This is a genomic window from Pseudomonas sp. R45(2017), assembly GCF_002112305.1.
Lineage (GTDB): Bacteria > Pseudomonadota > Gammaproteobacteria > Pseudomonadales > Pseudomonadaceae > Aquipseudomonas > Aquipseudomonas paraglycinae.
Map to the genome: position 1 here is coordinate 92,501 of NZ_NEHH01000003.1, position 23,726 is coordinate 116,226.

Annotated in this window: 20 protein-coding genes; 13 read left to right on the forward strand and 7 right to left on the reverse strand. The window is 60.9% G+C overall.

Going from position 1 to position 23,726, the window contains the following annotated elements; genetic code table 11:
• Nucleotides 1-18: 18 nt before the first annotated feature.
• The 5 genes from clpP (at nt 19) to CAF74_RS07610 (ending at nt 7,134) form a co-directional block, all read left to right on the forward strand.
• Nucleotides 19-654: an ATP-dependent Clp endopeptidase proteolytic subunit ClpP gene (gene clpP / locus CAF74_RS07590; RefSeq protein ID WP_007951559.1), complete on the forward strand. Its 636-nt coding sequence runs from the start codon at nt 19-21 to the stop codon at nt 652-654.
• Between the two features lie 112 nt (nt 655-766).
• Complete coding sequence (gene clpX / locus CAF74_RS07595) at nt 767-2,050, forward strand: ATP-dependent Clp protease ATP-binding subunit ClpX (protein ID WP_007951558.1); 1,284 nt, start codon at nt 767-769, stop codon at nt 2,048-2,050.
• A 163-nt stretch (nt 2,051-2,213) separates the two neighbouring features.
• The gene (lon, locus tag CAF74_RS07600) at nt 2,214-4,610 is read left to right on the forward strand and encodes an endopeptidase La (RefSeq protein ID WP_085745914.1); all 2,397 of its coding nucleotides are present in this window, start codon (nt 2,214-2,216) and stop codon (nt 4,608-4,610) included.
• A gap of 148 nt (nt 4,611-4,758) precedes the next feature.
• Nucleotides 4,759-5,031, forward strand: coding sequence for an HU family DNA-binding protein (locus CAF74_RS07605; RefSeq protein ID WP_002552737.1), 273 nt, complete (start codon nt 4,759-4,761; stop codon nt 5,029-5,031).
• Nucleotides 5,032-5,262: 231 nt separating this feature from the next.
• The gene (locus tag CAF74_RS07610; protein WP_085745915.1) at nt 5,263-7,134 is read left to right on the forward strand and encodes a SurA N-terminal domain-containing protein; all 1,872 of its coding nucleotides are present in this window, start codon (nt 5,263-5,265) and stop codon (nt 7,132-7,134) included.
• 60 nt (nt 7,135-7,194) lie between these two features.
• Here CAF74_RS07610 and CAF74_RS07615 read toward each other — a convergent pair whose 3' ends face one another.
• Nucleotides 7,195-8,400, reverse strand: a complete 1,206-nt coding sequence (locus CAF74_RS07615) for an MFS transporter (protein ID WP_085745916.1) — start codon at nt 8,398-8,400, stop codon at nt 7,195-7,197.
• A gap of 122 nt (nt 8,401-8,522) precedes the next feature.
• Here CAF74_RS07615 and CAF74_RS07620 point away from each other — a divergent pair, with 122 nt between their 5' ends.
• From CAF74_RS07620 to CAF74_RS28950, 3 genes are all read left to right on the forward strand, one after another.
• Entirely contained in the window at nt 8,523-9,422 is a 900-nt protein-coding gene (locus tag CAF74_RS07620; RefSeq protein ID WP_085745917.1) for a LysR family transcriptional regulator, read from the forward strand.
• 93 nt (nt 9,423-9,515) lie between these two features.
• Entirely contained in the window at nt 9,516-10,361 is an 846-nt protein-coding gene (locus CAF74_RS07625; RefSeq protein WP_064380804.1) for a DUF2242 domain-containing protein, read from the forward strand.
• A 127-nt stretch (nt 10,362-10,488) separates the two neighbouring features.
• Nucleotides 10,489-10,677, forward strand: coding sequence for a hypothetical protein (locus tag CAF74_RS28950; RefSeq protein WP_139832895.1), 189 nt, complete (start codon nt 10,489-10,491; stop codon nt 10,675-10,677).
• Between the two features lie 4 nt (nt 10,678-10,681).
• Here CAF74_RS28950 and CAF74_RS07630 read toward each other — a convergent pair whose 3' ends face one another.
• A complete protein-coding gene (locus tag CAF74_RS07630) occupies nt 10,682-11,722 on the reverse strand; it encodes an AraC family transcriptional regulator (RefSeq protein WP_085745918.1) in 1,041 nt (346 codons plus the stop codon).
• Nucleotides 11,723-11,725: 3 nt separating this feature from the next.
• A complete protein-coding gene (locus CAF74_RS07635) occupies nt 11,726-12,850 on the reverse strand; it encodes a nitrilase-related carbon-nitrogen hydrolase (protein WP_085745919.1) in 1,125 nt (374 codons plus the stop codon).
• A 204-nt stretch (nt 12,851-13,054) separates the two neighbouring features.
• Between CAF74_RS07635 and CAF74_RS07640 the strand changes: the two genes are divergently transcribed.
• Entirely contained in the window at nt 13,055-15,094 is a 2,040-nt protein-coding gene (locus CAF74_RS07640) for an NADPH-dependent 2,4-dienoyl-CoA reductase (protein ID WP_085745920.1), read from the forward strand.
• A gap of 41 nt (nt 15,095-15,135) precedes the next feature.
• Entirely contained in the window at nt 15,136-16,044 is a 909-nt protein-coding gene (locus tag CAF74_RS07645; RefSeq protein WP_085745921.1) for a 1-aminocyclopropane-1-carboxylate deaminase/D-cysteine desulfhydrase, read from the forward strand.
• On the opposite strand, the gene CAF74_RS07650 is transcribed toward CAF74_RS07645, so the two are convergent.
• The 3 genes from CAF74_RS07650 to CAF74_RS07660 form a co-directional block, all read right to left on the reverse strand.
• The gene (locus tag CAF74_RS07650) at nt 16,041-16,595 is read right to left on the reverse strand and encodes a cytochrome b (protein WP_085745922.1); all 555 of its coding nucleotides are present in this window, start codon (nt 16,593-16,595) and stop codon (nt 16,041-16,043) included. The two genes, CAF74_RS07645 and CAF74_RS07650, sit on opposite strands and share 4 nt — an antisense overlap.
• Before the next feature lie 196 nt (nt 16,596-16,791).
• Nucleotides 16,792-17,619, reverse strand: a complete 828-nt coding sequence (phnX, locus tag CAF74_RS07655) for a phosphonoacetaldehyde hydrolase (protein WP_085745923.1) — start codon at nt 17,617-17,619, stop codon at nt 16,792-16,794.
• A 71-nt stretch (nt 17,620-17,690) separates the two neighbouring features.
• Complete coding sequence (locus CAF74_RS07660; RefSeq protein ID WP_085745924.1) at nt 17,691-18,800, reverse strand: 2-aminoethylphosphonate--pyruvate transaminase; 1,110 nt, start codon at nt 18,798-18,800, stop codon at nt 17,691-17,693.
• A 113-nt stretch (nt 18,801-18,913) separates the two neighbouring features.
• Between CAF74_RS07660 and CAF74_RS07665 the strand changes: the two genes are divergently transcribed.
• Nucleotides 18,914-19,774 carry a LysR substrate-binding domain-containing protein gene (locus CAF74_RS07665; RefSeq protein ID WP_085745925.1) on the forward strand — a complete coding sequence of 287 codons (861 nt, stop codon included), beginning with the start codon at nt 18,914-18,916 and terminating at the stop codon, nt 19,772-19,774.
• Here CAF74_RS07665 and CAF74_RS07670 read toward each other — a convergent pair.
• Nucleotides 19,744-20,643: a LysR family transcriptional regulator gene (locus CAF74_RS07670; RefSeq protein ID WP_007951543.1), complete on the reverse strand. Its 900-nt coding sequence runs from the start codon at nt 20,641-20,643 to the stop codon at nt 19,744-19,746. The two genes, CAF74_RS07665 and CAF74_RS07670, sit on opposite strands and share 31 nt — an antisense overlap.
• A gap of 289 nt (nt 20,644-20,932) precedes the next feature.
• Here CAF74_RS07670 and CAF74_RS07675 point away from each other — a divergent pair, with 289 nt between their 5' ends.
• Nucleotides 20,933-22,258: an MFS transporter gene (locus CAF74_RS07675; protein WP_007951542.1), complete on the forward strand. Its 1,326-nt coding sequence runs from the start codon at nt 20,933-20,935 to the stop codon at nt 22,256-22,258.
• 73 nt (nt 22,259-22,331) lie between these two features.
• On the forward strand, nt 22,332-23,723 hold the full coding sequence (locus CAF74_RS07680; protein WP_085745926.1) for an FAD-dependent oxidoreductase: 1,392 nt from the start codon (nt 22,332-22,334) through the stop codon (nt 23,721-23,723).
• Nucleotides 23,724-23,726 lie beyond the last annotated feature (3 nt).

The following is a 23,726-nucleotide window of genomic DNA, read 5'->3' on the forward strand; positions in this document are numbered from 1 at the left end:
TGGGAGTGACTGCAGAGCATGTTCCGTAATTCCTATATTCAGCAGAACTCTGATATCCAGGCCGCCGGCGGCCTGGTCCCGATGGTTGTCGAGCAATCTGCTCGTGGCGAGCGCGCCTATGACATCTACTCGCGTCTTCTCAAGGAACGAGTGATCTTTCTGGTGGGTCCTGTAGAGGACTACATGGCCAACCTGATTTGCGCGCAATTGCTGTTCCTTGAAGCGGAAAACCCGGACAAGGACATCCATCTTTATATCAACTCCCCGGGCGGTTCGGTGACAGCGGGCATGTCGATCTACGACACCATGCAGTTCATCAAGCCAAACGTATCGACTACCTGTATCGGTCAGGCGTGCAGCATGGGCGCATTCCTGCTGACAGCCGGTGCACCCGGCAAGCGTTTCTGCCTGCCGAACTCGCGCGTGATGATTCACCAGCCACTGGGCGGTTTCCAGGGCCAGGCATCGGACATCGAAATCCATGCCAAGGAAATCCTCTTCATCCGCGAGCGTCTGAACACGCTGATGGCCAAGCACAGCGGCCGTACGCTTGAAGAAATCGAGCGCGACACCAACCGCGACAACTTCATGAGTGCAGAAGCTGCGAAGGAATACGGTCTGATCGACGAAGTGATCAACCAGCGCCCAGCTTAAAATAAGCAGCTCAAAATAGGCTTGGTCGGCGCGTCTGATCAGCGGCGGGCTTGAAAAAGCCCGCAATAGCCTTCATCTTGTGTTGCAAGCCTATCGGATTTGGATCGAACGAATGACTGACACCCGCAACGGCGAGGACAACGGCAAGCTGCTCTATTGCTCCTTCTGTGGCAAAAGCCAGCATGAAGTGCGCAAATTGATTGCCGGCCCCTCGGTCTTTATCTGCGACGAGTGCGTCGACCTGTGCAATGACATCATCCGCGAGGAGGTGCAGGAAGCACAGGCCGAAAGCAGCGCGCATAAATTGCCTTCGCCTAAAGAAATCAGCGGCATCCTTGATCAGTATGTAATTGGTCAGGAACGTGCCAAAAAGGTTCTGGCAGTAGCGGTGTACAACCACTACAAGCGTCTGAACCAGCGTGACAAAAAGGCTGACGACGTCGAACTCGGCAAGAGCAACATCCTGCTGATCGGCCCGACAGGCTCCGGTAAAACCCTGCTGGCCGAAACCCTGGCCCGCTTGCTGAACGTTCCGTTCACCATCGCCGACGCAACCACCCTCACCGAGGCGGGTTATGTGGGTGAAGACGTCGAGAACATCATTCAGAAACTGCTGCAGAAGTGCGATTACGACGTAGAGAAAGCCCAGATGGGCATTGTCTACATCGACGAAATCGACAAGATTTCGCGCAAGTCCGACAACCCGTCGATTACCCGGGACGTTTCCGGGGAAGGCGTGCAGCAGGCCTTGCTCAAACTGATCGAAGGCACGGTCGCTTCGGTTCCGCCGCAAGGTGGCCGCAAGCATCCGCAGCAGGAATTCCTTCAGGTTGATACCCGCAACATCCTGTTCATCTGCGGTGGCGCATTCTCCGGTCTGGAGAAGGTCATTCAGAACCGTTCCACCAAGGGTGGCATCGGTTTCAACGCAGAAGTGCGCAGCAAGGAAGAAGGCAAGAAAGTCGGTGAGTCCCTGCGTGAAGTCGAGCCTGACGACCTGGTCAAGTTCGGTCTGATCCCGGAATTCGTCGGTCGTCTGCCGGTCCTCGCGACGCTGGACGAGCTGGATGAGGCTGCGCTGATGCAGATTCTCACCGAGCCGAAAAATGCCCTGACCAAACAGTATGCCAAGCTGTTCGAGATGGAAGGCGTGGATCTGGAATTCCGTTCCGACGCGCTGAAATCGGTCGCCAAGCGTGCCCTGGAACGTAAAACCGGTGCCCGTGGCCTGCGTTCGATTCTCGAAGGTGTGCTGCTCGACACGATGTATGAAATCCCCTCGCAGTCCGAGGTGAGCAAAGTCGTGATCGATGAAAGCGTGATCGAAGGCAAGTCCAAGCCACTGTATATCTACGAAAACAGTGAGCCGGCTGCCAAGGCTGCACCGGACGCGTAAGCGCCCGGTCTGCCGGTACAAAGAAGGGGCCTTCGGGCCTCTTTTTTTTTATGTCGTTTTTTACATCCGCTTTGCGCTTGTTTTTTTTCAAGGCAGCCCCCATCTTGGTTTCAAGTTTAATTCCATCTGATTACGGCCATATGGCCGCCGTAGAGGCGAAATCATGAAGACCACCATCGAATTGCCTCTCCTGCCATTGCGTGATGTCGTTGTGTATCCGCACATGGTTATCCCGCTGTTCGTGGGGCGCGAGAAATCCATCGAAGCCCTCGAGGCCGCGATGACGGGCGACAAGCAGATCCTGCTGCTGGCCCAGAGAAACCCGGCTGACGACGATCCCGGTGAAGAAGCTCTCTATCGCGTAGGTACCATCGCCACTGTTCTGCAGCTGCTCAAGCTGCCTGACGGCACCGTCAAGGTTCTGGTCGAGGGCGAGCAGCGTGGCGCTGTCGAGCGCTTCAGCGAAGTCGATGGCCACTGCCGTGCGGAAGTCTCGCTGATCGAGGAAGTCGACGCCGCCGAGCGCGAATCCGAAGTGTTCGTGCGCAGCCTGCTGTCGCAGTTCGAACAATATGTGCAGTTGGGCAAGAAAGTCCCGGCTGAAGTCCTGTCGTCGCTCAACAGCATCGACGAGCCTGGCCGCCTGGTAGACACCATGGCCGCGCACATGGCGCTGAAGATCGAGCAGAAGCAGGAAATCCTCGAAATCATCGATTTGTCGGCCCGGGTCGAGCACGTTCTGGCCTTGCTGGACGCCGAGATCGACCTGCTGCAAGTCGAAAAACGCATTCGTGGCCGCGTCAAAAAGCAAATGGAGCGCAGTCAGCGCGAGTACTACCTGAACGAGCAGATGAAGGCCATTCAGAAGGAGCTCGGCGACAGCGACGAAGGCCACAACGAAATCGAAGACCTGAAAAAGCGTATCGACGCTGCCGGTCTGCCGAAAGATGCTCTGGCCAAGGCCACTGCCGAGCTGAACAAGCTCAAGCAGATGTCGCCGATGTCTGCCGAAGCCACCGTGGTGCGCTCGTACATCGACTGGCTGGTTCAGGTGCCGTGGAAGGCTCAGAGCAAGGTGCGTCTGGACCTGGCCCGTGCCGAAGACATTCTCGACGCCGATCACTACGGCCTCGAAGAGGTCAAGGAACGCATCCTTGAATACCTCGCCGTGCAGAAGCGCGTGAAGAAAATCCGTGGCCCGGTGTTGTGCCTGGTCGGTCCTCCGGGCGTGGGTAAAACCTCGCTGGCCGAGTCGATCGCCCATGCCACCAACCGCAAATTCGTGCGCATGGCCCTCGGTGGCGTGCGTGATGAAGCGGAAATCCGTGGTCACCGTCGGACTTACATCGGTTCGATGCCAGGAAGATTGATTCAAAAGATGACAAAAGTGGGTGTGCGCAACCCGCTGTTCCTGCTCGATGAAATCGACAAAATGGGCAGCGACATGCGTGGCGACCCGGCGTCGGCGTTGCTGGAAGTGCTCGATCCTGAGCAGAACCACAACTTCAACGACCACTATCTGGAAGTCGATTACGACCTTTCGGATGTGATGTTCCTGTGCACCTCGAACTCGATGAACATTCCGCCGGCGCTGCTGGACCGGATGGAAGTGATCCGTCTGCCGGGTTACACCGAAGACGAGAAGATCAACATTGCGGTCAAGTACCTGTCGCCGAAGCAGATTGCAGCCAACGGCCTGAAGAAGGGCGAGCTGGAATTCGACGAAGAAGCGATCCGCGACATCATCCGTTACTACACCCGCGAAGCCGGTGTGCGTGGCCTCGAGCGGCAGATTGCCAAGGTCTGCCGCAAGGCGGTCAAAGAGCACGCGCTGGAAAAACGCTTCTCGGTAAAAGTGACAGCTGATCTGCTGGAGCATTTCCTCGGCGTTCGCAAGTTCCGATACGGTCTGGCCGAGCAACAGGATCAGATCGGTCAAGTGACCGGCCTGGCCTGGACTCAGGTGGGCGGCGAACTGCTGACCATCGAAGCCGCCGTAGTGCCGGGTAAAGGTCAACTGATCAAGACCGGTTCGCTGGGTGACGTAATGGTCGAATCGATCACTGCGGCCCTGACCGTGGTACGCAGCCGTGCCAAGAGCCTGGGCATTCCGCTGGACTTCCACGAGAAGCGTGACACGCACATCCACATGCCGGAAGGCGCTACGCCGAAAGACGGCCCGAGCGCCGGTGTAGGCATGTGTACTGCGCTGGTGTCGGCTTTGACGGGTATTCCTGTGCGCGCCGATGTTGCCATGACCGGCGAGATCACCCTGCGTGGTCAAGTCCTTGCCATTGGCGGTCTGAAGGAAAAACTGCTGGCCGCTCACCGTGGCGGAATCAAGACAGTGATTATTCCGGAAGAGAACGTGCGCGATCTGAAGGAGATTCCTGACAATATCAAGCAGGATCTGCAGATCAAACCGGTTAAATGGATTGACGAGGTCCTGCAAATTGCGCTGCAATACGCGCCGGAGCCCTTGCCGGATGTGGCTCCGGAGATAGTTGCCAAGGACGAAAAACGTGAGTCTGACTCTAAGGAAAGAATTAGCACGCATTAATACGCTTTTGCCTGGGGGGCTTCCTTGACAGCTTTTTAGAGCCCTTGTTATAAAGCGGCTCTTAAGTGTCTGTAGGCCATTCAGCACTCGTTTTTGCTTTCACCAAAAAACTTAGAATCATACTCAAATAGATATAAGGGGACTTAGAGTGAACAAGTCGGAACTGATTGATGCTATCGCTGCATCCGCTGATATCCCGAAAGCTGCTGCTGGCCGTGCGCTGGACGCTGTAATCGAATCCGTCACTGGCGCTCTCAAGGCTGGCGACTCCGTTGTTCTGGTTGGTTTCGGTACTTTCTCCGTGACTGATCGTCCAGCTCGCATTGGTCGTAACCCACAGACCGGCAAGACTCTGGAAATCGCGGCAGCCAAAAAGCCAGGTTTCAAAGCCGGTAAAGCCCTGAAAGAAGCCGTCAACTAAGTTTGATTCAGGTTTTTACCCATCCGGGTCGGGGTCATGCCTGACTTGGCAGCGGAGCGGTAGAGCAGGCGGTTGGAATAGCTGCCTGTCACACCGGGATCGAGGGTTCGAGCCCTGTCCGCTCCGCCAGTTACGAGAAGGCGCATCCTCGGATGCGCCTTTCTTCTATCCGGATTCTACCCACGCTCCACGGTTGCCTAATTTTGAAGTTCAACCGTTTCTGGGGGACGCATGCTGCAGAATATCAGGGACAATTCACAAGGCTGGATTGCCAAGACCATTATCGGAGTCATCGTTGCACTGATGGCTCTGACCGGTTTCGACGCCATTTTCCAGGCCACGACTCACAAGAATGAGGCGGCCAAGGTCAACGGTGAAGAAATCAGCCAGAACGAGCTGAGCCAGGCGGTGGATATGCAACGCCGTCAGCTGATGCAACAACTGGGCAAGGACTTCGACGCTTCCTTGCTGGACGAAAAAATGCTGCGCGAATCGGCCCTCAAGGGTCTGATCGATCGCAAGCTGCTGCTGCAAGGCGCAGAACAATCGAAATTCGCTTTCTCCGAAGCGGCCCTGGATCAAGTGATCCTGCAGACGCCTGAATTTCAGGTCGACGGCAAGTTCAGCTCCGACCGTTTCGATCAGGTGATCCGTCAACTGGGCTACAGCCGCATGCAGTTCCGCCAGATGCTGGCTCAGGAAATGCTGATCGGCCAACTGCGCGCCGGTGTGGCAGGCAGCGGTTTCGTGACCGATGCTCAGGTGCTGGCCTTCGCCCGTCTGGAAAAACAGACCCGCGATTTCGCCACGCTGAACATCAAGGCTGACCCTTCGGCCGTGAAGCTGACCGATGACGAGGTCAAGGCTTACTACGACGAGCACGCCAAGGAATTCATGACCCCGGATCAAGTGGTCATCGATTACCTGGAGCTGAAGAAGGCTTCGTTCTTCGATCAGGTCGCCGTCAAGGACGAAGACCTGCAGGCGGCGTATCAGAAAGAGATCGCCAACCTGTCGGAACAGCGTCGTGCTGCGCACATTCTGATCGAAGTCAACGACAAGACCACCGAAGCTCAGGCCAAGGCGAAGATCGAAGAAGTCCAGGCGCGTCTGGCCAAGGGCGAGAAATTCGAAGCGCTGGCCAAGGAGTTCTCGCAGGATCCGGGTTCGGCCAACAACGGCGGTGACCTGGGTTATGCCGGTCCTGGCGTTTACGATCCGGCCTTCGAGAAAGCCCTGTACTCGCTGAACAAGGATCAGGTGTCCGAGCCGGTTCGCACCGACTTCGGTTTCCACCTGATCAAGCTGCTGGGTGTCGAGGCGCCTGAAGTGCCGACGCTGGCCAGCCTGAAAGACAAGCTGACCCGCGAGCTGAAAACCCAGCAAGTCGAGCAGCGTTTCGTCGAGGCGACCAAGCAACTGGAAGACTCTTCGTTCGAAGCATCCGACCTGGCCCAGCCAGCGCAGGATCTGAAACTGACCGTGCACACCTCCAAGCCGTTTGGCCGTGAAGGTGGCGAAGGCGTTGCAGCCAACCGTGCTGTAGTGACTGCCGCGTTCAGCACCGAAGTGCTGGAAGAGGGTGCCAACAGCACCGCTATCGAGCTGGATCCGGAAACCGTGATCGTGCTGCGCGTCAAGGAGCACCTGAAGCCTGCTCAATTGCCGCTGGAAAGCGTGGCCACCGCCATTCGCGCCCAGTTGACCAAAGAGCACGCCAGCGCGGCTGCCAAGACCAAGGCGGAGCAACTGATCGCCAGTCTGCGTGATGGCAAGACCCCGCTGGACAAGGCGGTGGACGGTCAGAGCTGGAAAGTTACCGAAGCAGCAAACCGCGCTCAGGAAGGCGTTGATCCGGCGGTGCTGCAAGCGTTGTTCCGCATGCCGAAACCGGCCGCGAAGGACAAGCCGACCTTCACCAGCGTGACGCTGGCGGACGGCAGCCTGACCATCGTGCGCCTGAACGGTGTGAATGAAGCGGCGGCTCCGACCGATGAAGAGAAAGCGCAATACCGTCGCTTCCTCGCATCGCGTGTGGGCCAGCAAGACTTCGCGGCGTACCGCAAACAGCTGGAAGCCGAAGCCGACATCAAGCGTTTCTGATGCCTGGCTGAGCCGCAAGACCCGAGCCCCGGATACAAATCCGGGGCTTTTTTATGCACGCTATCCGGCGTTCGGGAAACCATGACTCCGGGCATTGGTGGTCGCATACAGAGTCAGCAGCAACAGACCCGCGACAATCCACGGATAACTTCCGACGCCCAGGTTGTTCAGCAGCAGGCCTCCTGCAAGTCCACCGCCGGCAATGCCGACATTCCACAGGGTCACCAGCATCGATTGCGCGGTATCGGCAGCCTCCTTGGCGGTTTTCGCCAGGGCCGTCTGCAACAGCGAGGGCATCGCGCCGAACGCCAGACCCCAGACGGCGATGGCGGTGTAGACCACGCCCGGCGATTCGCGCCACAGGCCCAGTGCGATCGCCGACAGCAGGAACAGCATTGCACTGACCAGCGCCAACTGACGCAGCCAGCGATCAATCAGGCTGCCGACGATCCACAGGCTCAGTACCGACGCCAGGCCGAATACCAGCAACACTCGGTCGATTTCTCCGCCAAGTCCCGATGGCTCCAGAAATGGCGCGATGTAGGTGTACAGCAGGTTGTGCGCGACGACGTAGGACAAGGTTACAAACAACACGGATCGCACGCCCGGCAGGGTAAACACCTGGCGCAGTGGCAGGCGTTTGCCGGCGCGTTCACCGGCGAAGTCCGGTACTTGCCAACGCACCCAGATCACCAGCAGCACGGTCAGCCCGGTCATGATCGCGAAGCTCAGGCGCCAGCCGACCGCCGTGCCCAGCAGCGTCCCGGCCGGAATGCCCAGCGACAGCGCAAGGGGTGCGCCGAGCATGGCCACCGTAATGGCCCGGCCTTGCAAGTGGGGTGCGACCATCCGGCTTGCGTAGCCGGCCAGCAACGCCCACAGCAGCCCCGCGAATACGCCGGCGATCAAGCGTGCAATCAGGGTCAGCCAGTACAGCTCCGACAGCGCAGTGATGCTGTTGGCAATGGCGAACCCACCAATGGCGGACAACAGCAGCGGGCGTCGACGCCAACCCCGGGTGGCAATGGTGAGCGGAATGGCCGCCAGCATCGAACCAATGGCGTACAGCGTGACCAGTTGCCCGATCAGGGCCTGAGAGACATCAAGCCCCGCGCTCATCTTTGGCAACAGGCCGGCGGGCATCGCCTCGGTCAGCACGGTGATAAATCCGGCGGTGGCCAGTGCGAGCAATGCACCCAGCGGTAATCGTTCTGCGGGCTCGACGGTGCCGGCGAGCGTGGGGGAAGTGAGTGGCGCATCGTTCATGGGCGGGTTTCCATTTTGCCAAAGGAGACGAAGGCCATAGGGTAGGGCGCTGCACATTCGGGAAAAACAGGTTAGGGTTCCGAACATCTCGGACAAGAATGTCGTGAATCAGGGAGGGATAAATGGACAGCCTGGGCAGTATTTCGGTGTTCGTGCAGGTGGCGGAAACCCGCAGTTTTACCGAGGCCGGTCGCTTGCAGGGCGTGTCTTCGTCGGCGGTCGGCAAAAGCATCGCCCGCCTGGAGGCACGGCTCAATGTGCGCTTGTTTCACCGCACCACTCGCAGCATCACGCTGACCAGCGAAGGCGCGCTGTTTCTTGAACGTTGCCGCAAGATCCTCGCGGAGGTCGAAGCGGCTGAATTTGAAATGTGCGATGCCGCAGCGGCGCCTCACGGCAAGTTGCGGGTCAGCCTGCCGCAGGTGCATGACCTGGTGATGCCGGTCATGAACGAGTTCATGGCGCTGTATCCGCAGATCGAGCTGGATCTGGACCTGACCGATCGCATGGTGGATGTGGTGGACGAAGGTTTCGATGCGGTGATCCGAACGGGTAAACCGCGAGACTCGCGACTGATGGCACGACCGTTGGGCGAGTTTCATATGGTGTTGGTGGCCAGTCCCGCGTATCTGCGCGAGTGCGGCGAACCTCAGACCCCGGCCGAACTGACGCAGCACGCCTGCCTGCGCCATACGTTTCACGCCACGGGCAAACTGGAGTCCTGGCCGCTCAAACGCGAGGAGGGCGCGCCCGAGCCGACCCTGCCGACACGTCTGGTCAGTACCTCGATCGAAGCCGTGCGGCATGCGGCGCTGGCGGGCATGGGCATCGCCTGTCTGCCGGACTTCATGATCCATGAATCTCAGCAACAGGGTCGCCTGCAGCGCGTACTGGAGGAGCATCTGCAGCACGTCGGGCAGTTCTGGGTTTTGTGGCCGTCGAGCCGGCACGCAACTGCCAAATTGCGGGTGTTCATCGATCATTTATCGGCGCGACTTTTTCCTGTCGCTCATGACCGGTAGAGTTGTAACTGTTTTAAGACACTAATCCATACGCCGCGGGGCAGCGATCTGTTGCACAATACGCCCCGGACCGTTTTCCCCTCAGGATGTTTAATGTTGAATTCTATTCCCGTGCGTTTCATCGGGTTGGCGTTGTTGCTGACCGCCGCTGCCGGCTGCTCCAAGGACAAGCCCATCTACGAGCATGAGAATTTCGACGACTCCGGCACCTTTTCGCGCAATTACCCGGTGACCGACACCGCCAGTTGCGAAGCGGCCCGCCGAGCGTTGCTCAGCCAGGGCTACATCATTACCAGCAATGACCCGAAACTGGTCAGCGGGCACAAGAGCTTCCAGCAGACCGGCGAAACCCACCTGGAGATCAGCTTCAACGTGGTCTGCGCCGATGATGGCAGCGCCGGCCATCACGCCACCGTGTTCGCCAACGCCCTGCAAGACCGCTACGCGCTGAAGAAGACCAACAACTCGGCCAGCCTCGGTGTCGGCGTGTTGGGCTCGGTCTCGATGCCGATCGGCTCGTCTGACGATTCGATGGTCAAGGTGGCCAGTGAAACCGTGTCGTCGCAGAAGTTCTACGAGCGTTTCTTCACCCTGGTCGAGTTGTTCCTGCCGGCCGACGCGAAGAAAGCCGCGCATATCACCGAAAAACCGAAGACCGATCTGGGTGTGCCGGAAGCCAAGGCGGCGCCGGCTCCGTTGGCTCCAGCCCCTGCGACTGAACCCACCCCGGCGCCCGCTGCGGCGCCAACGCCAGCGCCTGCAGAGGCAACCCCGGTGAGCTCCGAACCGGTAGCCCCGCCGGCCGAAGCTGCACCGATCACCCCGGCACCGGTTGCCGAGCCTGCGCCCGCAACGGAAACCATCACCCCTCCGGCCAACCCGACGGACATTCCGCCGCCGTCCGAGCCGATTCCGGCCATGCCTGCGTCCGGGCAGTAAACTTCACGCCACGCCTCCGGCTCCTGTCGGACGCGTGGCGTTTTGTTGTCTCCCTTGAGCTTCTTCCTGCCAGCCCCGTCGAAAAATATCCCGCGATAAATCCCTGACCGCCTGCTACGTTTATTTCATGAAGGCCGTGTTTCATTTTTCCTTCACACGGGCACTTTATGCTCGAGGCACTGGTCATTTGTTCCAGGCCATTTCAAGCAAGCGTCAGGGGGATTACGCAATGGATGACTATCAAGAAGAACTGCTCGAATTCCAGGCCTACGAACTGGATTCACCAGAGCCTGCGGAAGACGCCACCGAGCTGTAAGGCGTCAGCCTGTCTTGCGGTGACTGCGGCGAAATTCGCCCGGTGTCTGGCCGTTCCAGCGCTTGAAGGCGCGCTGAAAAGCTTCAGCTGAGGCAAAGCCCAGCAGGTAGGCGATTTCACCGAATGCCAGTTCGGTGTCGCGGATGTAGGTCATCGCCAGATCACGGCGAGTGTCATTGAGGATCGCGCGAAACTGCGTGCCTTCCTCGGCCAGCTTTCGCCGTAACGTCCAGGTCGGCAGCTTCAGGCGTGCCGCCACTTCTTCCAGGTCCGGTTCCCGGCCACCATTGAGCAATGGCCCGAGCAATTGCGTGATGCGTTCGCGCAGGCTGCGGGTGCGAGTCAATTGCTCCAATTCCCGTTCACACAAACCGAGCAAGTGTTTCCAGGTGCTGGGGCAATGCTCCGGGTTGCGTTGGGCCAGGTCGGTGAGGCTCAGACGCAGTTGATTGTGCTCGGCGCCGAACTGGATCGGGCATTCGCCGAGCACCGCATAAGCGTCGCGATAATCCGGGCTGTCGAACTCGATCTCGATTCGCTCGGCGCGCAGCGGCTCGGGGCTGACGCCGGACAACTGATGCAGCCAGCCGGCAATGATCGAATCCACCACAAAGCGGTTGTAAGCGTTGTACGGGCTGATCGAGTAGAAGCGCAGCCACGCACCGCTGGCGTCCTCGTGGAAACTCGACTGGCCGCGATAGTTGGAACCGTACAAGGGTTCGAAGCGCGTCAGACAGCGGGCGGCTTCGCGCACGGTCGGGGCCTGCGCGGCAGTCACACCGGCCAGCCCCGCCTGACTCAAGCGACTGAGTTGGCCCATGCGCAAACCCAATGCCGGATCGCCGGTCAGCTGGATCGCGCCATGCCCCAGACGCATGTAGCGCGGGATCGACAGGCGCGCCCCGGCTTCGGCCAGCCGTGCGGCATCCAGGCCGTACTGTTCGAGCAATGGCAGCGGATCGACGTCATGGCTACGCACGGCATCGGCCAGGCTGTGGACGAAGCCCACCGACAGATCCCCGAGACGCATCGGCTGCGGTTTCATGGTTTACAGCCAAAGGTTCAGCAGGCGCGCGCCACGGGCTTCGCTGTCAGCGAATTGCTGGCCGTTGCTGCTGAGGAAACTTTGCCCGGAACTCGGTTTGTCCCAGAACTGCCCGCGCAGGAACACACTCATGCCGGCCAGCGCCTTGCTGGCCGACGGTTGCGCGGTCAGGGTCAATTGGTGCCAGGCCTGGCCCTCGCTGACGGCTCCCGGTTTCAGGCTGACCGAGTCCGGCACGCTCAAGCCTTTGTAACCCTTCCACGGTTGATCCCACACGCCATGACCTGTGATCAGCGCCGGGACCGCAATCAGTTGCGCGCCTTGCTCATCCAGTTTGCGGTAGTTGTCCGGATACCAGCTGTCTCTGCCGATGAGCACGCCGAGGCGCCCGGCCGGGGTATCGACCACATTGATCCGGGAAGCCTCGCCGGAGCTGTCGTCCTGATCGAAGATCGGGCGCATCTGCCGTTGTGGCTGGCCGAGCGGGGCACCGTCGCGGCCAAACACTACGGTGCTGTTGTACAGCTCACCACTGCCGGTCTTGAGCCGGCCATCGATGATGTTCGGTTCAGGCAATACGATCGAGCCGGCCACCAGGGTGATGTGGAATTCCTTGGCCAGGCCACCGAACAGCGCCTGATAGTTCTTGGCCATGTCCCGGGATTTCATCCGCAGGTGCGCGTCATCCAGACGGCTGCTGCCCTTGGCGCCGAGCCAGGCGCGAGCAAATTGCACCGGATTGCTCGCGGCCAGCCAGTTCATCGCTTCGGCGAGGGTGGCGGCCTGGTACAGCTCGTCTTTCTCGCCGCTGATCATCAGCCAGGTGCCGACATGCTCCGGCAGGATGACCACGGTTTTTTCATTCAACAGCCCCTGATCCTGCGCCTGCTGCAAATAGGCGGCGAGCTTGCGGTGCAGGCGTTCGGGGCTTTGGTAGTCGGTGGGGAACAGCTCGGGCTGGATGCCCAGCAGGTTGCCACGGTCGGCGGGCGTGCCCTGATCGACCGCCAGTTTGATCCGCAGGTCCGACAGGTAATGACCGGCCGGGCGGTCAGCCGCCCACATGGCGTAGAAGGTGAGCGCGGCGATGAGCGCCATGGAAAAAGTCAGGTACAGAAGTTTGCGCATGAAATCCAACAACAACCGGGTACAGGGTGTGCGGACAGGGTAGGGCGCCAGCCCCGGCTTGCCAAGGGGCGCTGCGCATTTGGATCAATAACTTGTCAGTTACGGTCATTGAGTGACAGCGATGCGACTCCTAATCTGTCGAGCATGACTGACGGGGGACGCAGAGCTCCCGCATTTTCCGTGATCGCTGCTGTGGAGTTAACGATGACCGCCACTCAATACCCGCACCTGTTGGCCCCGCTGGACCTGGGATTCACCACGCTGCGCAACCGCACCCTGATGGGCTCGATGCACACCGGCCTTGAAGAGAAGCCGGGTGGTTTCGAACGCATGGCGGCGTATTTTGCCGAGCGTGCCCGTGGCGGTGTCGGCCTGATGGTCACCGGCGGTATCGGCCCGAACGACGAGGGCGGTGTGTACTCCGGCGCAGCCAAGCTGACCACCGAGGAAGAAGCGCTCAAGCACCGCATAGTCACTCGCGCTGTGCATGATGCGGGCGGCAAGATCTGCATGCAGATCCTCCACGCCGGCCGTTATGCCTACAGCCCGAAACAGGTCGCGCCGAGCGCCATCCAGGCGCCGATCAACCCGTTCAAGCCCAAAGAGCTGGACGAGGAAGGCATCGAGAAGCAGATCAGCGATTTCGTCACCTGCTCGGTACTGGCCCAGACCGCCGAGTACGACGGCGTGGAAATCATGGGCTCGGAAGGTTATTTCATTAACCAGTTCCTCGCCGCCCACACCAACCACCGCACCGACCGTTGGGGCGGCAGCTACGAAAACCGCATGCGCCTGCCGGTGGAAATCGTACGCCGCGTACGTGAAGCGGTCGGCCCGAATTTCATCATCATCTTCCGTCTGTCGATGCTCGATCTGGTGGAAGGCGGCAGCACCTGGGAAGAAATCGTCACCCTGGCCAAAGCCATCGAGCAGGCCGGCGCGACCCTCATCAACACCGGTATCGGCTGGCACGAAGCGCGGATCCCGACCATCGCCACCAAAGTGCCGCGTGCGGCGTTCAGCAAGGTCACCGCCAAGCTGCGTGGCTCGGTGAGTATTCCGCTGATCACCACCAACCGTATCAACACCCCGGAAGTCGCCGAGCAGATCCTCGCCGAAGGCGATGCCGACATGGTCTCGATGGCGCGGCCGTTCCTCGCCGATCCGGACTTCGTCAACAAGGCAGCTGAAGGCCGCGCCGACGAAATTAACACCTGCATTGGTTGCAACCAGGCCTGCCTCGATCACACCTTCGGCGGCAAGCTCACCAGTTGCCTGGTCAACCCGCGTGCCTGCCACGAGACCGAACTCAACTACCTGCCGGTCAAGCAGATCAAGAAGATCGCCGTGGTCGGTGCCGGTCCTGCCGGTCTGTCCGCTGCCACCGTGGCCGCCGAGCGCGGGCATCAGGTGACCTTGTTTGATTCGGCCAGCGAAATCGGTGGCCAGTTCAACGTCGCGAAACGTGTGCCGGGCAAGGAAGAGTTCTACGAAACCCTGCGCTACTTCAAACGCAAACTGCAGACCACCAACGTCGAGGTGTGCCTGAACACCCGCGTCGACGTGGCGAAACTGGTCGAGGGCGGTTACGACGAAGTCATCCTGGCGACCGGCATTGCGCCGCGTCTGCCGGCGATTCCGGGTGTCGAGAACGCCAAGGTGCTGAGCTACCTGGATGTGTTGCTTGAGCGCAAACCGGTCGGCAAGCGTGTGGCGGTGATCGGCGCCGGCGGTATCGGTTTCGACGTCTCGGAATTCCTCGTCCATGAAGGCGTGGCCACCAGTCAGGATCGCGCCGCGTTCTGGAAAGAGTGGGGCATCGACACGAATCTGGAAGCCCGTGGTGGCGTGGCCGGGATCAAGGCTGCACCGCACGCACCGGCGCGTGACGTGTTCCTGCTGCAACGCAAGAAATCCAAGGTCGGCGACGGTCTGGGCAAGACCACCGGCTGGATTCACCGCACCGGTCTCAAGAACAAGCAGGTGCAGATGCTCAACAGCGTCGAATACCTGAAGATCGACGACGAAGGCCTGCACATCCGCATCGGCGAAACCGGCGAGCCGCAAGTGCTGCCGGTGGACAACATCGTCATCTGCGCCGGCCAGGATCCGCTGCGCGAGCTGCACGACGGTCTGGTCGAAGCCGGGCAGAACGTGCACCTGATCGGCGGCGCCGATGTGGCGGCCGAACTGGATGCCAAACGTGCGATCAATCAGGGTTCGCGTCTGGCCGCCGAGCTCTGATCCACCCTAGAATGCCGGCTCTTTGCACAGAGCCGGCCTTCATGTTTCTGCCTCCCACCGACTGGCTACCTCAAGCCCCCCTCGAAGCGCTTCATCTGGACTGGCTCACCGCCGCCGGCGTTGAAGTCGCGATCCTGCGTCTCGACCGGATCGATCCGCTGATCAGCGGCAACAAGTGGTTCAAACTCGTCGAACATCTCAAAGCTGCCGACCGTGCGGGCGCCGAAGGCATCATCAGCCTGGGCGGTGCGCACTCCAATCATCTGCATGCGCTGGCGGCTGCGGGCAAACGCCTGGGATTCGCAACGGTCGGGCTGTTGCGCGGGCATCAGCAGGACACGCCGACGGTGAGGGATCTGCGGGATTTCGGCATGCAGCTGCACTGGCTCGGTTACGGCGGCTATAGGGCGCGGCACGAGCCGGGGTTCTGGCAGCCGTGGCTGGCGCAGTATCCGACGCTGCATCCGGTGCCTGAAGGGGGCGGCGGGTTGCCGGGCGCGCAGGGCTGCGCGGCACTGAAGGATCAGGTCAGTCAACAACTCGGTAAGCTCGGCTGGGACGACTACCACGGTTGGTGGCTGGCCTGCGGCACGGGCACCACGCTCGCGGGATTGGTGTTGGCCGAGTCCGGACAACATGCGGTGTACGGCGCAATGGCCGTGCCCGACGATCACGGCGTCGCGGCCAATCTCGAGGCAATTGTGGGCAAGGCTGGAGGCTACGAACTGATCGACGCCAGTCGTGGCGGTTTCGCCAAGGTCGATCCGGCGTTGCTTGAATTCATCGCGCAAACCGAACAGGCCAGCGGCATTCCCCTCGAACCGCTGTACACCGGCAAAGCCTTGCTGGCGCTCAAACAACAGATCGAGGCGGGTCGCTTTGCCCGCGGTTCACGCTTGATCTTCGTCCACACCGGCGGCTTGCAGGGTCGGCGTGGATTCGACGGTTAACCCTGGCTGCGCTTGGGCATCATCCGCAGCAACGTGTTATCACGCACCACGTAATGGTGATAGATCCCCGCCAGCGCATGCAGGCCGATCAGCCAGTAGCCGATGGTGCTGATCAGCACATGCCAGTGCTCGACGTCTTTGGCGAACACCTTGTCTTCATTCACCAGCAACGGCAGGTCGAAACCGTAGAACATCACCTGATGACCTTCGGCGCTGGTGATCAGCCAGCCGAGAATCGGCATGCTGATCATGAACAGGTACAAGGCCCAGTGCATCAGGCGTGCGAGGGTAATTTGCCACTGTGGCGAAGCCGGGAAGATTTTCGGCGCCGGGCCCAGGCTGCGGGCGAACAGGCGAAACCAGACCAGCACGAACACGGTCAGCCCGAGCATGTAATGCACTTCGCGGATCAGCGTGCGGCCACCGCTGCCCTTGGGAAACAGCCCGCGCAATTCCATGCTGGCGTACACCAGCACCAACAGCACCAGCATCAGCCAGTGCAACAGGATCGACACGGTGCTGTAACGGGATTCGGAATTTGTCCACGGCATACGGCGTTCCTCACGGTTCAGGGCTCAAGCGTGCCGTTCTGCGACGGCATGCCTTAACTGTAATCCCCTTTGGCGCGTTTGCCCGAGGCTAAAAAAGCTTTCACTGAGCTGAGTCAGCGATTTGACTGAAAACGCCCATGAAAAAACGCCAGTGTCGGGCAGACACTGGCGTTTTTGTTTGCGGCAGACGGCGCTATCAGCTGCTTTGCGGCATCTCGCCGTTGGCCAGGCGCTTGTTGATGTCGGCAATCACTTCCGGCAGATCGGTGATGGTGTCGATCATGTAGTGCGGGCGCGAACCTTCGAACAGCGCGTGAATGCGCTTGCGCTCACTGGCCAAGGCGTCGCTGCCCAGTGCGCGATAGCCTTCGTAATCCAGGCCCAGCGCGTTGCCGGAGCAGATCAGCGCCACGGTCCACATGCCGGCGCGACGGCCTTCGAGAATCCCCGGCACGGTGTCGTCGATCTTCACGCAGGCGGCGACATCGTCGATGCCCAGCGCAATCACGTTGGCCAGCGCCTGGGCTGGCCATGGGCGGCCGTTCGGCACTTCGTCGGTGGCGACGACGTGGTCGGCGACGTAGCCGTTGGTGGCGGCGAGTGCCACAACCTTGTCCATCACCTGCTTCGGATAACCCGAGCAGGAACCGATCTTGATCCCTTGCTGACGCAGGTTGGCGATGGTCTCCAGCGCGCCGGGAATCAGCGCCGAATGCTCGGCGATTTTCTCGATCTGCAGCGGCATGAAGCGGTTGTAGATCGCGGTCACGTCATCGTCGGTCGGGGTGCGGCCGAACGCCTTGCGATAGCGCTCGGCAACCTGCGGCTGATCGCACAGGGTGCGGATGTGATCCCACTTGCCCATGCCCATCGGGCCACGGGCCTCTTCGATGGAAACCTGGACGTCGAACTCGGCGAAGGCTTCGACGAAGATCTGGGTCGGTGCGAAAGAACCGAAGTCGACCACGGTGCCGGCCCAGTCGAGGATGGCGGCTTGCAGCTGGGTTGGGTTGTTGTAGTTCATGGCAAAAATTCCTGTGATAACACGCAATTCGGAGTTCGCTGTCCCTGTGGGAGCGGGCTTTGAGGTGTGGTTTAAATCTCTAATACTTCCATCTCGCGCAGCACTTCACCCACCGCCGCGACGGCTTCGCGCATCTGCGCCGGGGTGACGTGGCCGATGCAGCCGACGCGGAAGGTTTCGACCTGGGTCAGCTTGCCGGGGTAGAGGATGTAACCCTTGGCCTTGACCCGTTCGTAGAAGTCCTTGAACTGGTAGCGCGGATCTTTCGGTGCGTGGAAGGTCGCGATGATCGGCGCCTGAATCGCAGCAGGCAGGAAGCTGCGCAAGCCGAGTTTGCCCATCTCTTCCATCAGTGCCTGGCAGTTGGCGGCGTAACGCGCATGCCGCGCCGGCAGGCCGCCTTCTTCGTTGTATTGCAGCAGGGCTTCATGCAACGCGGCGACCACGTGGGTCGGCGGGGTGAAGCGCCATTGGCCGGTCTTTTTCATGTAGCTGTGCTGGTCGAACAGATCCATCGCCAGCGAATGCGAATTGCCGGCGGCTGCGGCCAGAGATTCCTTGCGGGCAAACACGAAGCCCATGCCCGGTACGCCTTCCAGGCATTTACCCGATGCGGCGATCAGCGCATCGAACGGTACTTTTTGCGCATCCACCGGCAACGCGCCGAAGGAACTCATGGCATCGATGATCAGGCGTTTGCCGTGTTGCTCGACAACCTGGGCGATCTCCGGCAAAGGATTGAGAATGCCGGTGCTGGTTTCGCAATGGATCAGCGCGACGTGGGTAATGTCGCTGTCGGCATGCAGCAGGCGGTCGACGTCGGCAGCGGTGGTCGGTTCGTCTTCAGCGGTTTCGAAGGTGCTGAACGAGCGGCCGAGCACTTCGCAGATTTTCGCCAGACGCTTGCCATAGGCGCCGTTGATCAGCACCAGCACCTTGCCGTCGCGGGGGACGAGGGTGCCGATCGCGGCTTCGACAGCGAAGGTGCCGCTGCCCTGCAAAGGTACGCAGTGATGGCTGTCGGCGCCGTTGAGGATCGCCAGCAGTTGTTCGCACAGGCTGGCGGTCAGTTGGTTGAAGCGGTCATCCCATGAACCCCAGTCGACCATCATCGCCTGGCGGGTGCGGGCCGAGGTGGTCAACGGGCCGGGAGTGAGCAGGATGGGTGCGGCAGTACTCATTCGTGTGTCCTCGCGATAGCGCTGTGGGATGAAGCTACGGGGCCTACGTTGCAATTCGGCGGATCATCAATCAAATTGTTTGTTGTTATGCCAGCCATCAGTGAGGGTTATTCATGAACCTGTTCCAGCTCCGCGCCTTCGACGCCGTGGCCCGGGAAGGCAGCTTCACCCGTGCCGCCGCACGCTTGTTCATCAGCCAGCCGGCGGTCACCGGGCACATCAAGGCGCTGGAGGAGCATTACCAGATCACGCTGTTGCGACGGACGGCGCGCCGGGTCGAGCTGACAGAAGAGGGCATCAAACTGGCGGCGATCACCCGGGCGATGTTCGGTATGGCCGAAGAGGCTCAAGCGCTGCTCGAAGCCAATCGGCAGTTGCTGACAGGGCGTCTTGAGGTGGCGGCGGACGGTCCGCACATGGTCATGCCGATGCTCGCCAGCCTGCGGGCGCGATATCCGGGGATTACGGTGAATCTGCGGTTGGGCAATGCTCAGGAAACGTTGGCGGCGTTGTTGTCCGAGCATGCCGATGTGGCGGTGCTGACCGAGGTCGAGCCGCGCAAAGGGCTGCATCTGCAAGCACTGAGTGAATCGCGGATCTGCGCGCTGGTGCCGGCCGCGCATCCGTGGGCGACGCGTTCCGGCGAGGTCAGGCTCAAGGAGCTGGATCAGGTGATCATGGTGTTGCGCGAGCCGAGTTCGATTACCCGGCGCACGTTTGATCAGGCCTGTGCGCAGGCGTCGGTCAACCCACGGGTGTTGCTGGAACTGGACAGTCGCGAGGCGGTGACGGAAGCGGTGGCGGCTGAGTTGGGGGTTGGGGTGGTGTCATCGGTGGAGGTCAGTCATGACCCCCGTGTCGTCGCAATTCCCATCGCGGGAGAAGGGCTGGTGAACCGGCACATGATTGGCTGCGTGGAGCGGCGGCGAGAGTTGCGGTTGATTCAGGCGTTTTTCGGGTTGGCGCCGGTCTGAACAAGACTTTCGCGAACCATCTCGAGAAATGTCGCCACTACCCGCCGCGAACTCTGCTCGCGCAGGCACACCAGTGTCTCCGTCAATCGGCGGGTGCAATCGGTGATCGGCAGCGCGCAAACCCGTGAGTCCGCACCAAACTCCGCCGCCGACACCACACCCACGCCAATCCCCACCACCACTGCCTCCCGCGCCGCTTCCCGGCCTTCGACCTGAATCGCCGGGCGGATGCGGAAACCGGCGCGGGCCATTTCTTCTTCCAGGGTCTGGCGGGTGACCGAGCCGTGTTCGCGCAGCACCAGCGGCGTGTCGTCCAGATCCTCCAGGCAGATCGATTCACGCTCGGCCCATGGATGATGGCGCGAGACGAACGCCACCATCGGATCGTTGCGCAGCGGCACGCACAGCAGGCGTTCATCGCTGACATCGCGCCCGAGCAACGCCAGATCAGCCTGATAGTTGAACAGTCGAAACAGCGATTCATCGGTGTTACCGGTCTCGATCTTCACGCTGATCCCCGGATAGCGCTCACAAAACCGGGCAATCTGCGGCAGCACATGCACCGGTGCATCCACCGCCAGAATCAGGCTGCCGGTCTGCAAGGCCTGAGATTCCTGCAGCAACTCTTGGGCTTCGGCCTCGACCACGAACAAGCGCTGGGTGATCGCCAGCAAGCGTTCGCCCAGATCCGTCAGGCGCACCGAGCGCTTGTTGCGATGGAACAGCAACACACCGAAGCGTTCTTCCAGCTTGCGCACCTGGTCGGAAATCGCCGGTTGCGTCAGATAAAGCCGCTCGGCGGCCTTGGTGAAGCTTCCGTGCACGGCCACGGCGTGAAAGGCTTTGAGCTGCGCGTGCGAAACCGACATGGCTGATTCCTCGTTTACAGGCGATGTTCAGTAACAAGCTGAGCTTATGTGTGAAATACGATAAATCGATTTTATTTATTAAACAGTAATTGCTTTGATCGGCTCACGCCAACGCTGACTGCCCGGTCGGGCAGCGACGCTGGCCATGAGCCTGTGCGTGCAACACCAGGACTCATCTGACCGGTATCGCCGAAGGGACGGGGTGATATCGCAGTGCTCAACAATAAAAAACACAGGCGTTTACTCATCGATTCTGCCGGCACACTCACACCCTGAGGTCAGAACCACAATGAACAAGCACATCGGCACCATTGCGCGTTGGCGCATGCAGATCTTCGCTGTCACCTGGCTCGCTTACGCCGCGTTCTATTTCACCCGCAAAGCCTTTTCGGTGGCCAAACTGGGCATCGCCGAAGACCCCAGCTTCACCCTCGACAAAATGGCCATGGCCAACCTCGACGCGATTTACCTGGCGGCCTACGCCATCGGCCAGTTCACCTGGGGCATGCTCGCCGACCGCTTCGGCCCACGGGTCGTGGTGCTTGGCGGTTTGCTGATTTCCGCTGCGGCAGCGCTGGTGATGGGCAGCTTCGCCACCTTGCCGATCTTCGCCACCTGCATGCTGATTCAGGGGCTGGCACAGTCCACCGGCTGGTCGGGGCTGTGCAAGAACCTCGGCAGTTTCTTTCCTTCCGAACAACGCGGGCGAGTGCTCGGGTTGTGGAGTTCCTGTTATGCATTCGGCGGTCTGGTGGCCTCGCCGTTCGCCGGTTGGTGGGCCTACACGCTGATTGGTTCGTGGCACGCGGCGTTCATTTCCAGCGCCGCAGTGGTCGCGGTGGTGGCGGTGTTGTTCTTCATCTTCCAGCGCGACAAACCGGAAGACGTCGGCCTGCCCGCCGTAGAGCCAGAGCCGGTCATCAGCGCCGAGGAAGCCGAAGCCAACAGCAAACTCAGCGTGTGGGAACCGCTCAAGGAAATCCTGCGCAACCGTACGGTGCTGGTACTCGGGCTGGCGTATTTCCTGCTGAAACCGGCGCGTTACGCGATTCTGCTGTGGGGCCCGGTGATCGTGTTCGAACAGATGCCTTCGGTCGGCAAAGTCGGCGCGGCGATCATTCCCACCGCGTTTGAACTGGCCGGGCTGCTGGGGCCGATCATGATTGGCCTGGCCTCGGACAAACTGTTCGGTGCCCGACGCATGCCGGCCTGCGTGTTGAGTCTGCTGGCGCTGACCGTGACCCTTGCGCTGTTCATGGGCGCCTTGCACACCGGCAGCGTGATGCTGGTGGTCGCACTGTTGTTCGTCATGGGCCTGACCCTGTACGGCCCGGACTCGATGATCAGCGGCGCGGCTGCGATCGATTTCGGCAAGGCCAAGGCTGGCGCCACGGCGGCGGGATTCGTCAACGGCTGCGGCTCGGTCGGTGCGGTGCTCGGTGGTTTGCTGCCGGGCTACTTTGACTCGGTGACGGTGTTCATCGTGTTCGCCGGTTGCGCGCTGTTCTCGGCGCTGGTGCTGATTCCGCACTGGAACAGCCGCCCGGTCGGCGTCATGGAGCCACGTGCCTACGTGCCCAATCGTGCCCTGACCATCAAACCCCTGCGTAACTGAATAAACCCTGCCTCGCGGCCTGCTGCGGCATTCGCGGCAGGCTGTGCCGTGGCCGACTGACTGGAGAACTTTCATGAGACCGTTTTGGCTGGAGCAGGCTTTGCAGCTCGACACGTCCGAACCTTGCCCGCCGCTGCAAGGCGATGTGCGCACCGACGTGTGCATCGTCGGCGGCGGTTACACCGGGTTGTGGACGGCGATCATGCTCAAGCAGCAGAACCCCGAACTCGATGTGGTGCTGATCGAAGCCGACATCTGCGGCGCCGGCGCCAGTGGGCGCAACGGCGGCTGCGCGCTGTCGTGGTCGGCAAAGTATTTCACCCTCGAGCGGCTGTTCGGCGTCGAAGAGGCGGTGCGGCTGGTCAAGGAATCGGAGCGCAGCATCCACGCCATCGGCGAGTTCTGCGAGCAGTACGGCGTCGATGCCGATTACCGACTCGATGGCACGCTTTACACCGCCACCAACCGCGCGCAATGCGGCTCGACCGATGCGGTGATTGCGGCGCTGGAGCGCAATGGCATCAACTCGTTTACCCAACGGCCGGTCGCCGATGTACAGCGCATGGCCGGTTCGGAAAAACATCTGGAGGGCTGGTTCTCGCCGGCCGCCGCCAGTGTGCAGCCGGGCAAACTGGTGCGCGGCTTGCGCCGGGTGGCGTTGCAACTGGGCGTGCGAATTCATGAAGGCACGGCGATGACCGGGCTGGAGGAGGGCCGCCCGGCGCGCCTTCACACGGCGAACGGCCGGGTGACCTCCGACCGCGTGGTGCTGGCGATGAATGCGTGGATGGCCCGTGCTTTTCCGCAGTTCGAGCGTAGCGTGGCGATCGTTTCCAGCGACATGCTGATCACCGAACCGCGTCCGGATCTGTTGCAGGAAATCGGTTTGACCAGCGGCGTCACGGTGCTCGACTCGCGGATTTTCGTGCATTACTACCACAACACCCCGGACGGCCGGATCATGCTCGGCAAGGGTGGCAATACCTTCGCTTACGGCGGGCGGATGCTGCCGGTGTTCGACCAGCCATCGCCCTATACCGGATTGCTCAAGCGCAGTCTCGATGACTTCTTCCCGGCGTTCGCCGATGTGAAGGTCGACGCCACCTGGAACGGCCCTTCGGATCGCTCGGTCACCGGCCTGCCGTTCTTCGGCCAGATGAGTGCCAGCGGCAACGTCTTTTACGGTTTCGGTTATTCCGGCAGTGGCGTCGGGCCGTGCCACATGGGCGGGCAGATTCTCGCTTCGCTGGTGCAGGGCCTCGACAACCCGTGGACGCGTTCGCCGCTGGTCAACGGGCCGCTGGGTTACTTTCCGCCGGAGCCGATCCGCTACCTCGGCTCGCTGATGGTGCGCAACGCCATTCGCCGCAAGGAGCGCGCCGAGGATCACGGTCGGCGGCCCCGGCACTTCGATGTGCGTCTGGCGAAATTCGCGGCGGCGGCGGGCAAGGCCGACAAAGGTTGATCG

Bases quoted from the DNA above. Each gene is read 5' to 3' on its own strand.
- lon (WP_085745914.1), top strand. From the start codon at position 2,214: ATGAAGACCACCATCGAATTGCCTCTCCTGCCATTGCGTGATGTCGTT.
- CAF74_RS07640 (WP_085745920.1), top strand. From the start codon at position 13,055: ATGACCGCCACTCAATACCCGCACCTGTTGGCCCCGCTGGACCTGGGA.
- CAF74_RS07620 (WP_085745917.1), top strand. From the start codon at position 8,523: ATGGACAGCCTGGGCAGTATTTCGGTGTTCGTGCAGGTGGCGGAAACC.
- phnX (WP_085745923.1), bottom strand. From the start codon at position 17,619: ATGAACTACAACAACCCAACCCAGCTGCAAGCCGCCATCCTCGACTGG.
- CAF74_RS28950 (WP_139832895.1), top strand. From the start codon at position 10,489: ATGAAGGCCGTGTTTCATTTTTCCTTCACACGGGCACTTTATGCTCGA.
- CAF74_RS07625 (WP_064380804.1), top strand. From the start codon at position 9,516: ATGTTGAATTCTATTCCCGTGCGTTTCATCGGGTTGGCGTTGTTGCTG.
- CAF74_RS07610 (WP_085745915.1), top strand. From the start codon at position 5,263: ATGCTGCAGAATATCAGGGACAATTCACAAGGCTGGATTGCCAAGACC.
- CAF74_RS07645 (WP_085745921.1), top strand. From the start codon at position 15,136: ATGTTTCTGCCTCCCACCGACTGGCTACCTCAAGCCCCCCTCGAAGCG.
- CAF74_RS07665 (WP_085745925.1), top strand. From the start codon at position 18,914: ATGAACCTGTTCCAGCTCCGCGCCTTCGACGCCGTGGCCCGGGAAGGC.
- clpX (WP_007951558.1), top strand. From the start codon at position 767: ATGACTGACACCCGCAACGGCGAGGACAACGGCAAGCTGCTCTATTGC.
- CAF74_RS07635 (WP_085745919.1), bottom strand. From the start codon at position 12,850: ATGCGCAAACTTCTGTACCTGACTTTTTCCATGGCGCTCATCGCCGCG.
- CAF74_RS07650 (WP_085745922.1), bottom strand. From the start codon at position 16,595: ATGCCGTGGACAAATTCCGAATCCCGTTACAGCACCGTGTCGATCCTG.
- CAF74_RS07670 (WP_007951543.1), bottom strand. From the start codon at position 20,643: ATGTCGGTTTCGCACGCGCAGCTCAAAGCCTTTCACGCCGTGGCCGTG.
- CAF74_RS07680 (WP_085745926.1), top strand. From the start codon at position 22,332: ATGAGACCGTTTTGGCTGGAGCAGGCTTTGCAGCTCGACACGTCCGAA.
- CAF74_RS07675 (WP_007951542.1), top strand. From the start codon at position 20,933: ATGAACAAGCACATCGGCACCATTGCGCGTTGGCGCATGCAGATCTTC.
- clpP (WP_007951559.1), top strand. From the start codon at position 19: ATGTTCCGTAATTCCTATATTCAGCAGAACTCTGATATCCAGGCCGCC.
- CAF74_RS07615 (WP_085745916.1), bottom strand. From the start codon at position 8,400: ATGAACGATGCGCCACTCACTTCCCCCACGCTCGCCGGCACCGTCGAG.
- CAF74_RS07630 (WP_085745918.1), bottom strand. From the start codon at position 11,722: ATGAAACCGCAGCCGATGCGTCTCGGGGATCTGTCGGTGGGCTTCGTC.
- CAF74_RS07660 (WP_085745924.1), bottom strand. From the start codon at position 18,800: ATGAGTACTGCCGCACCCATCCTGCTCACTCCCGGCCCGTTGACCACC.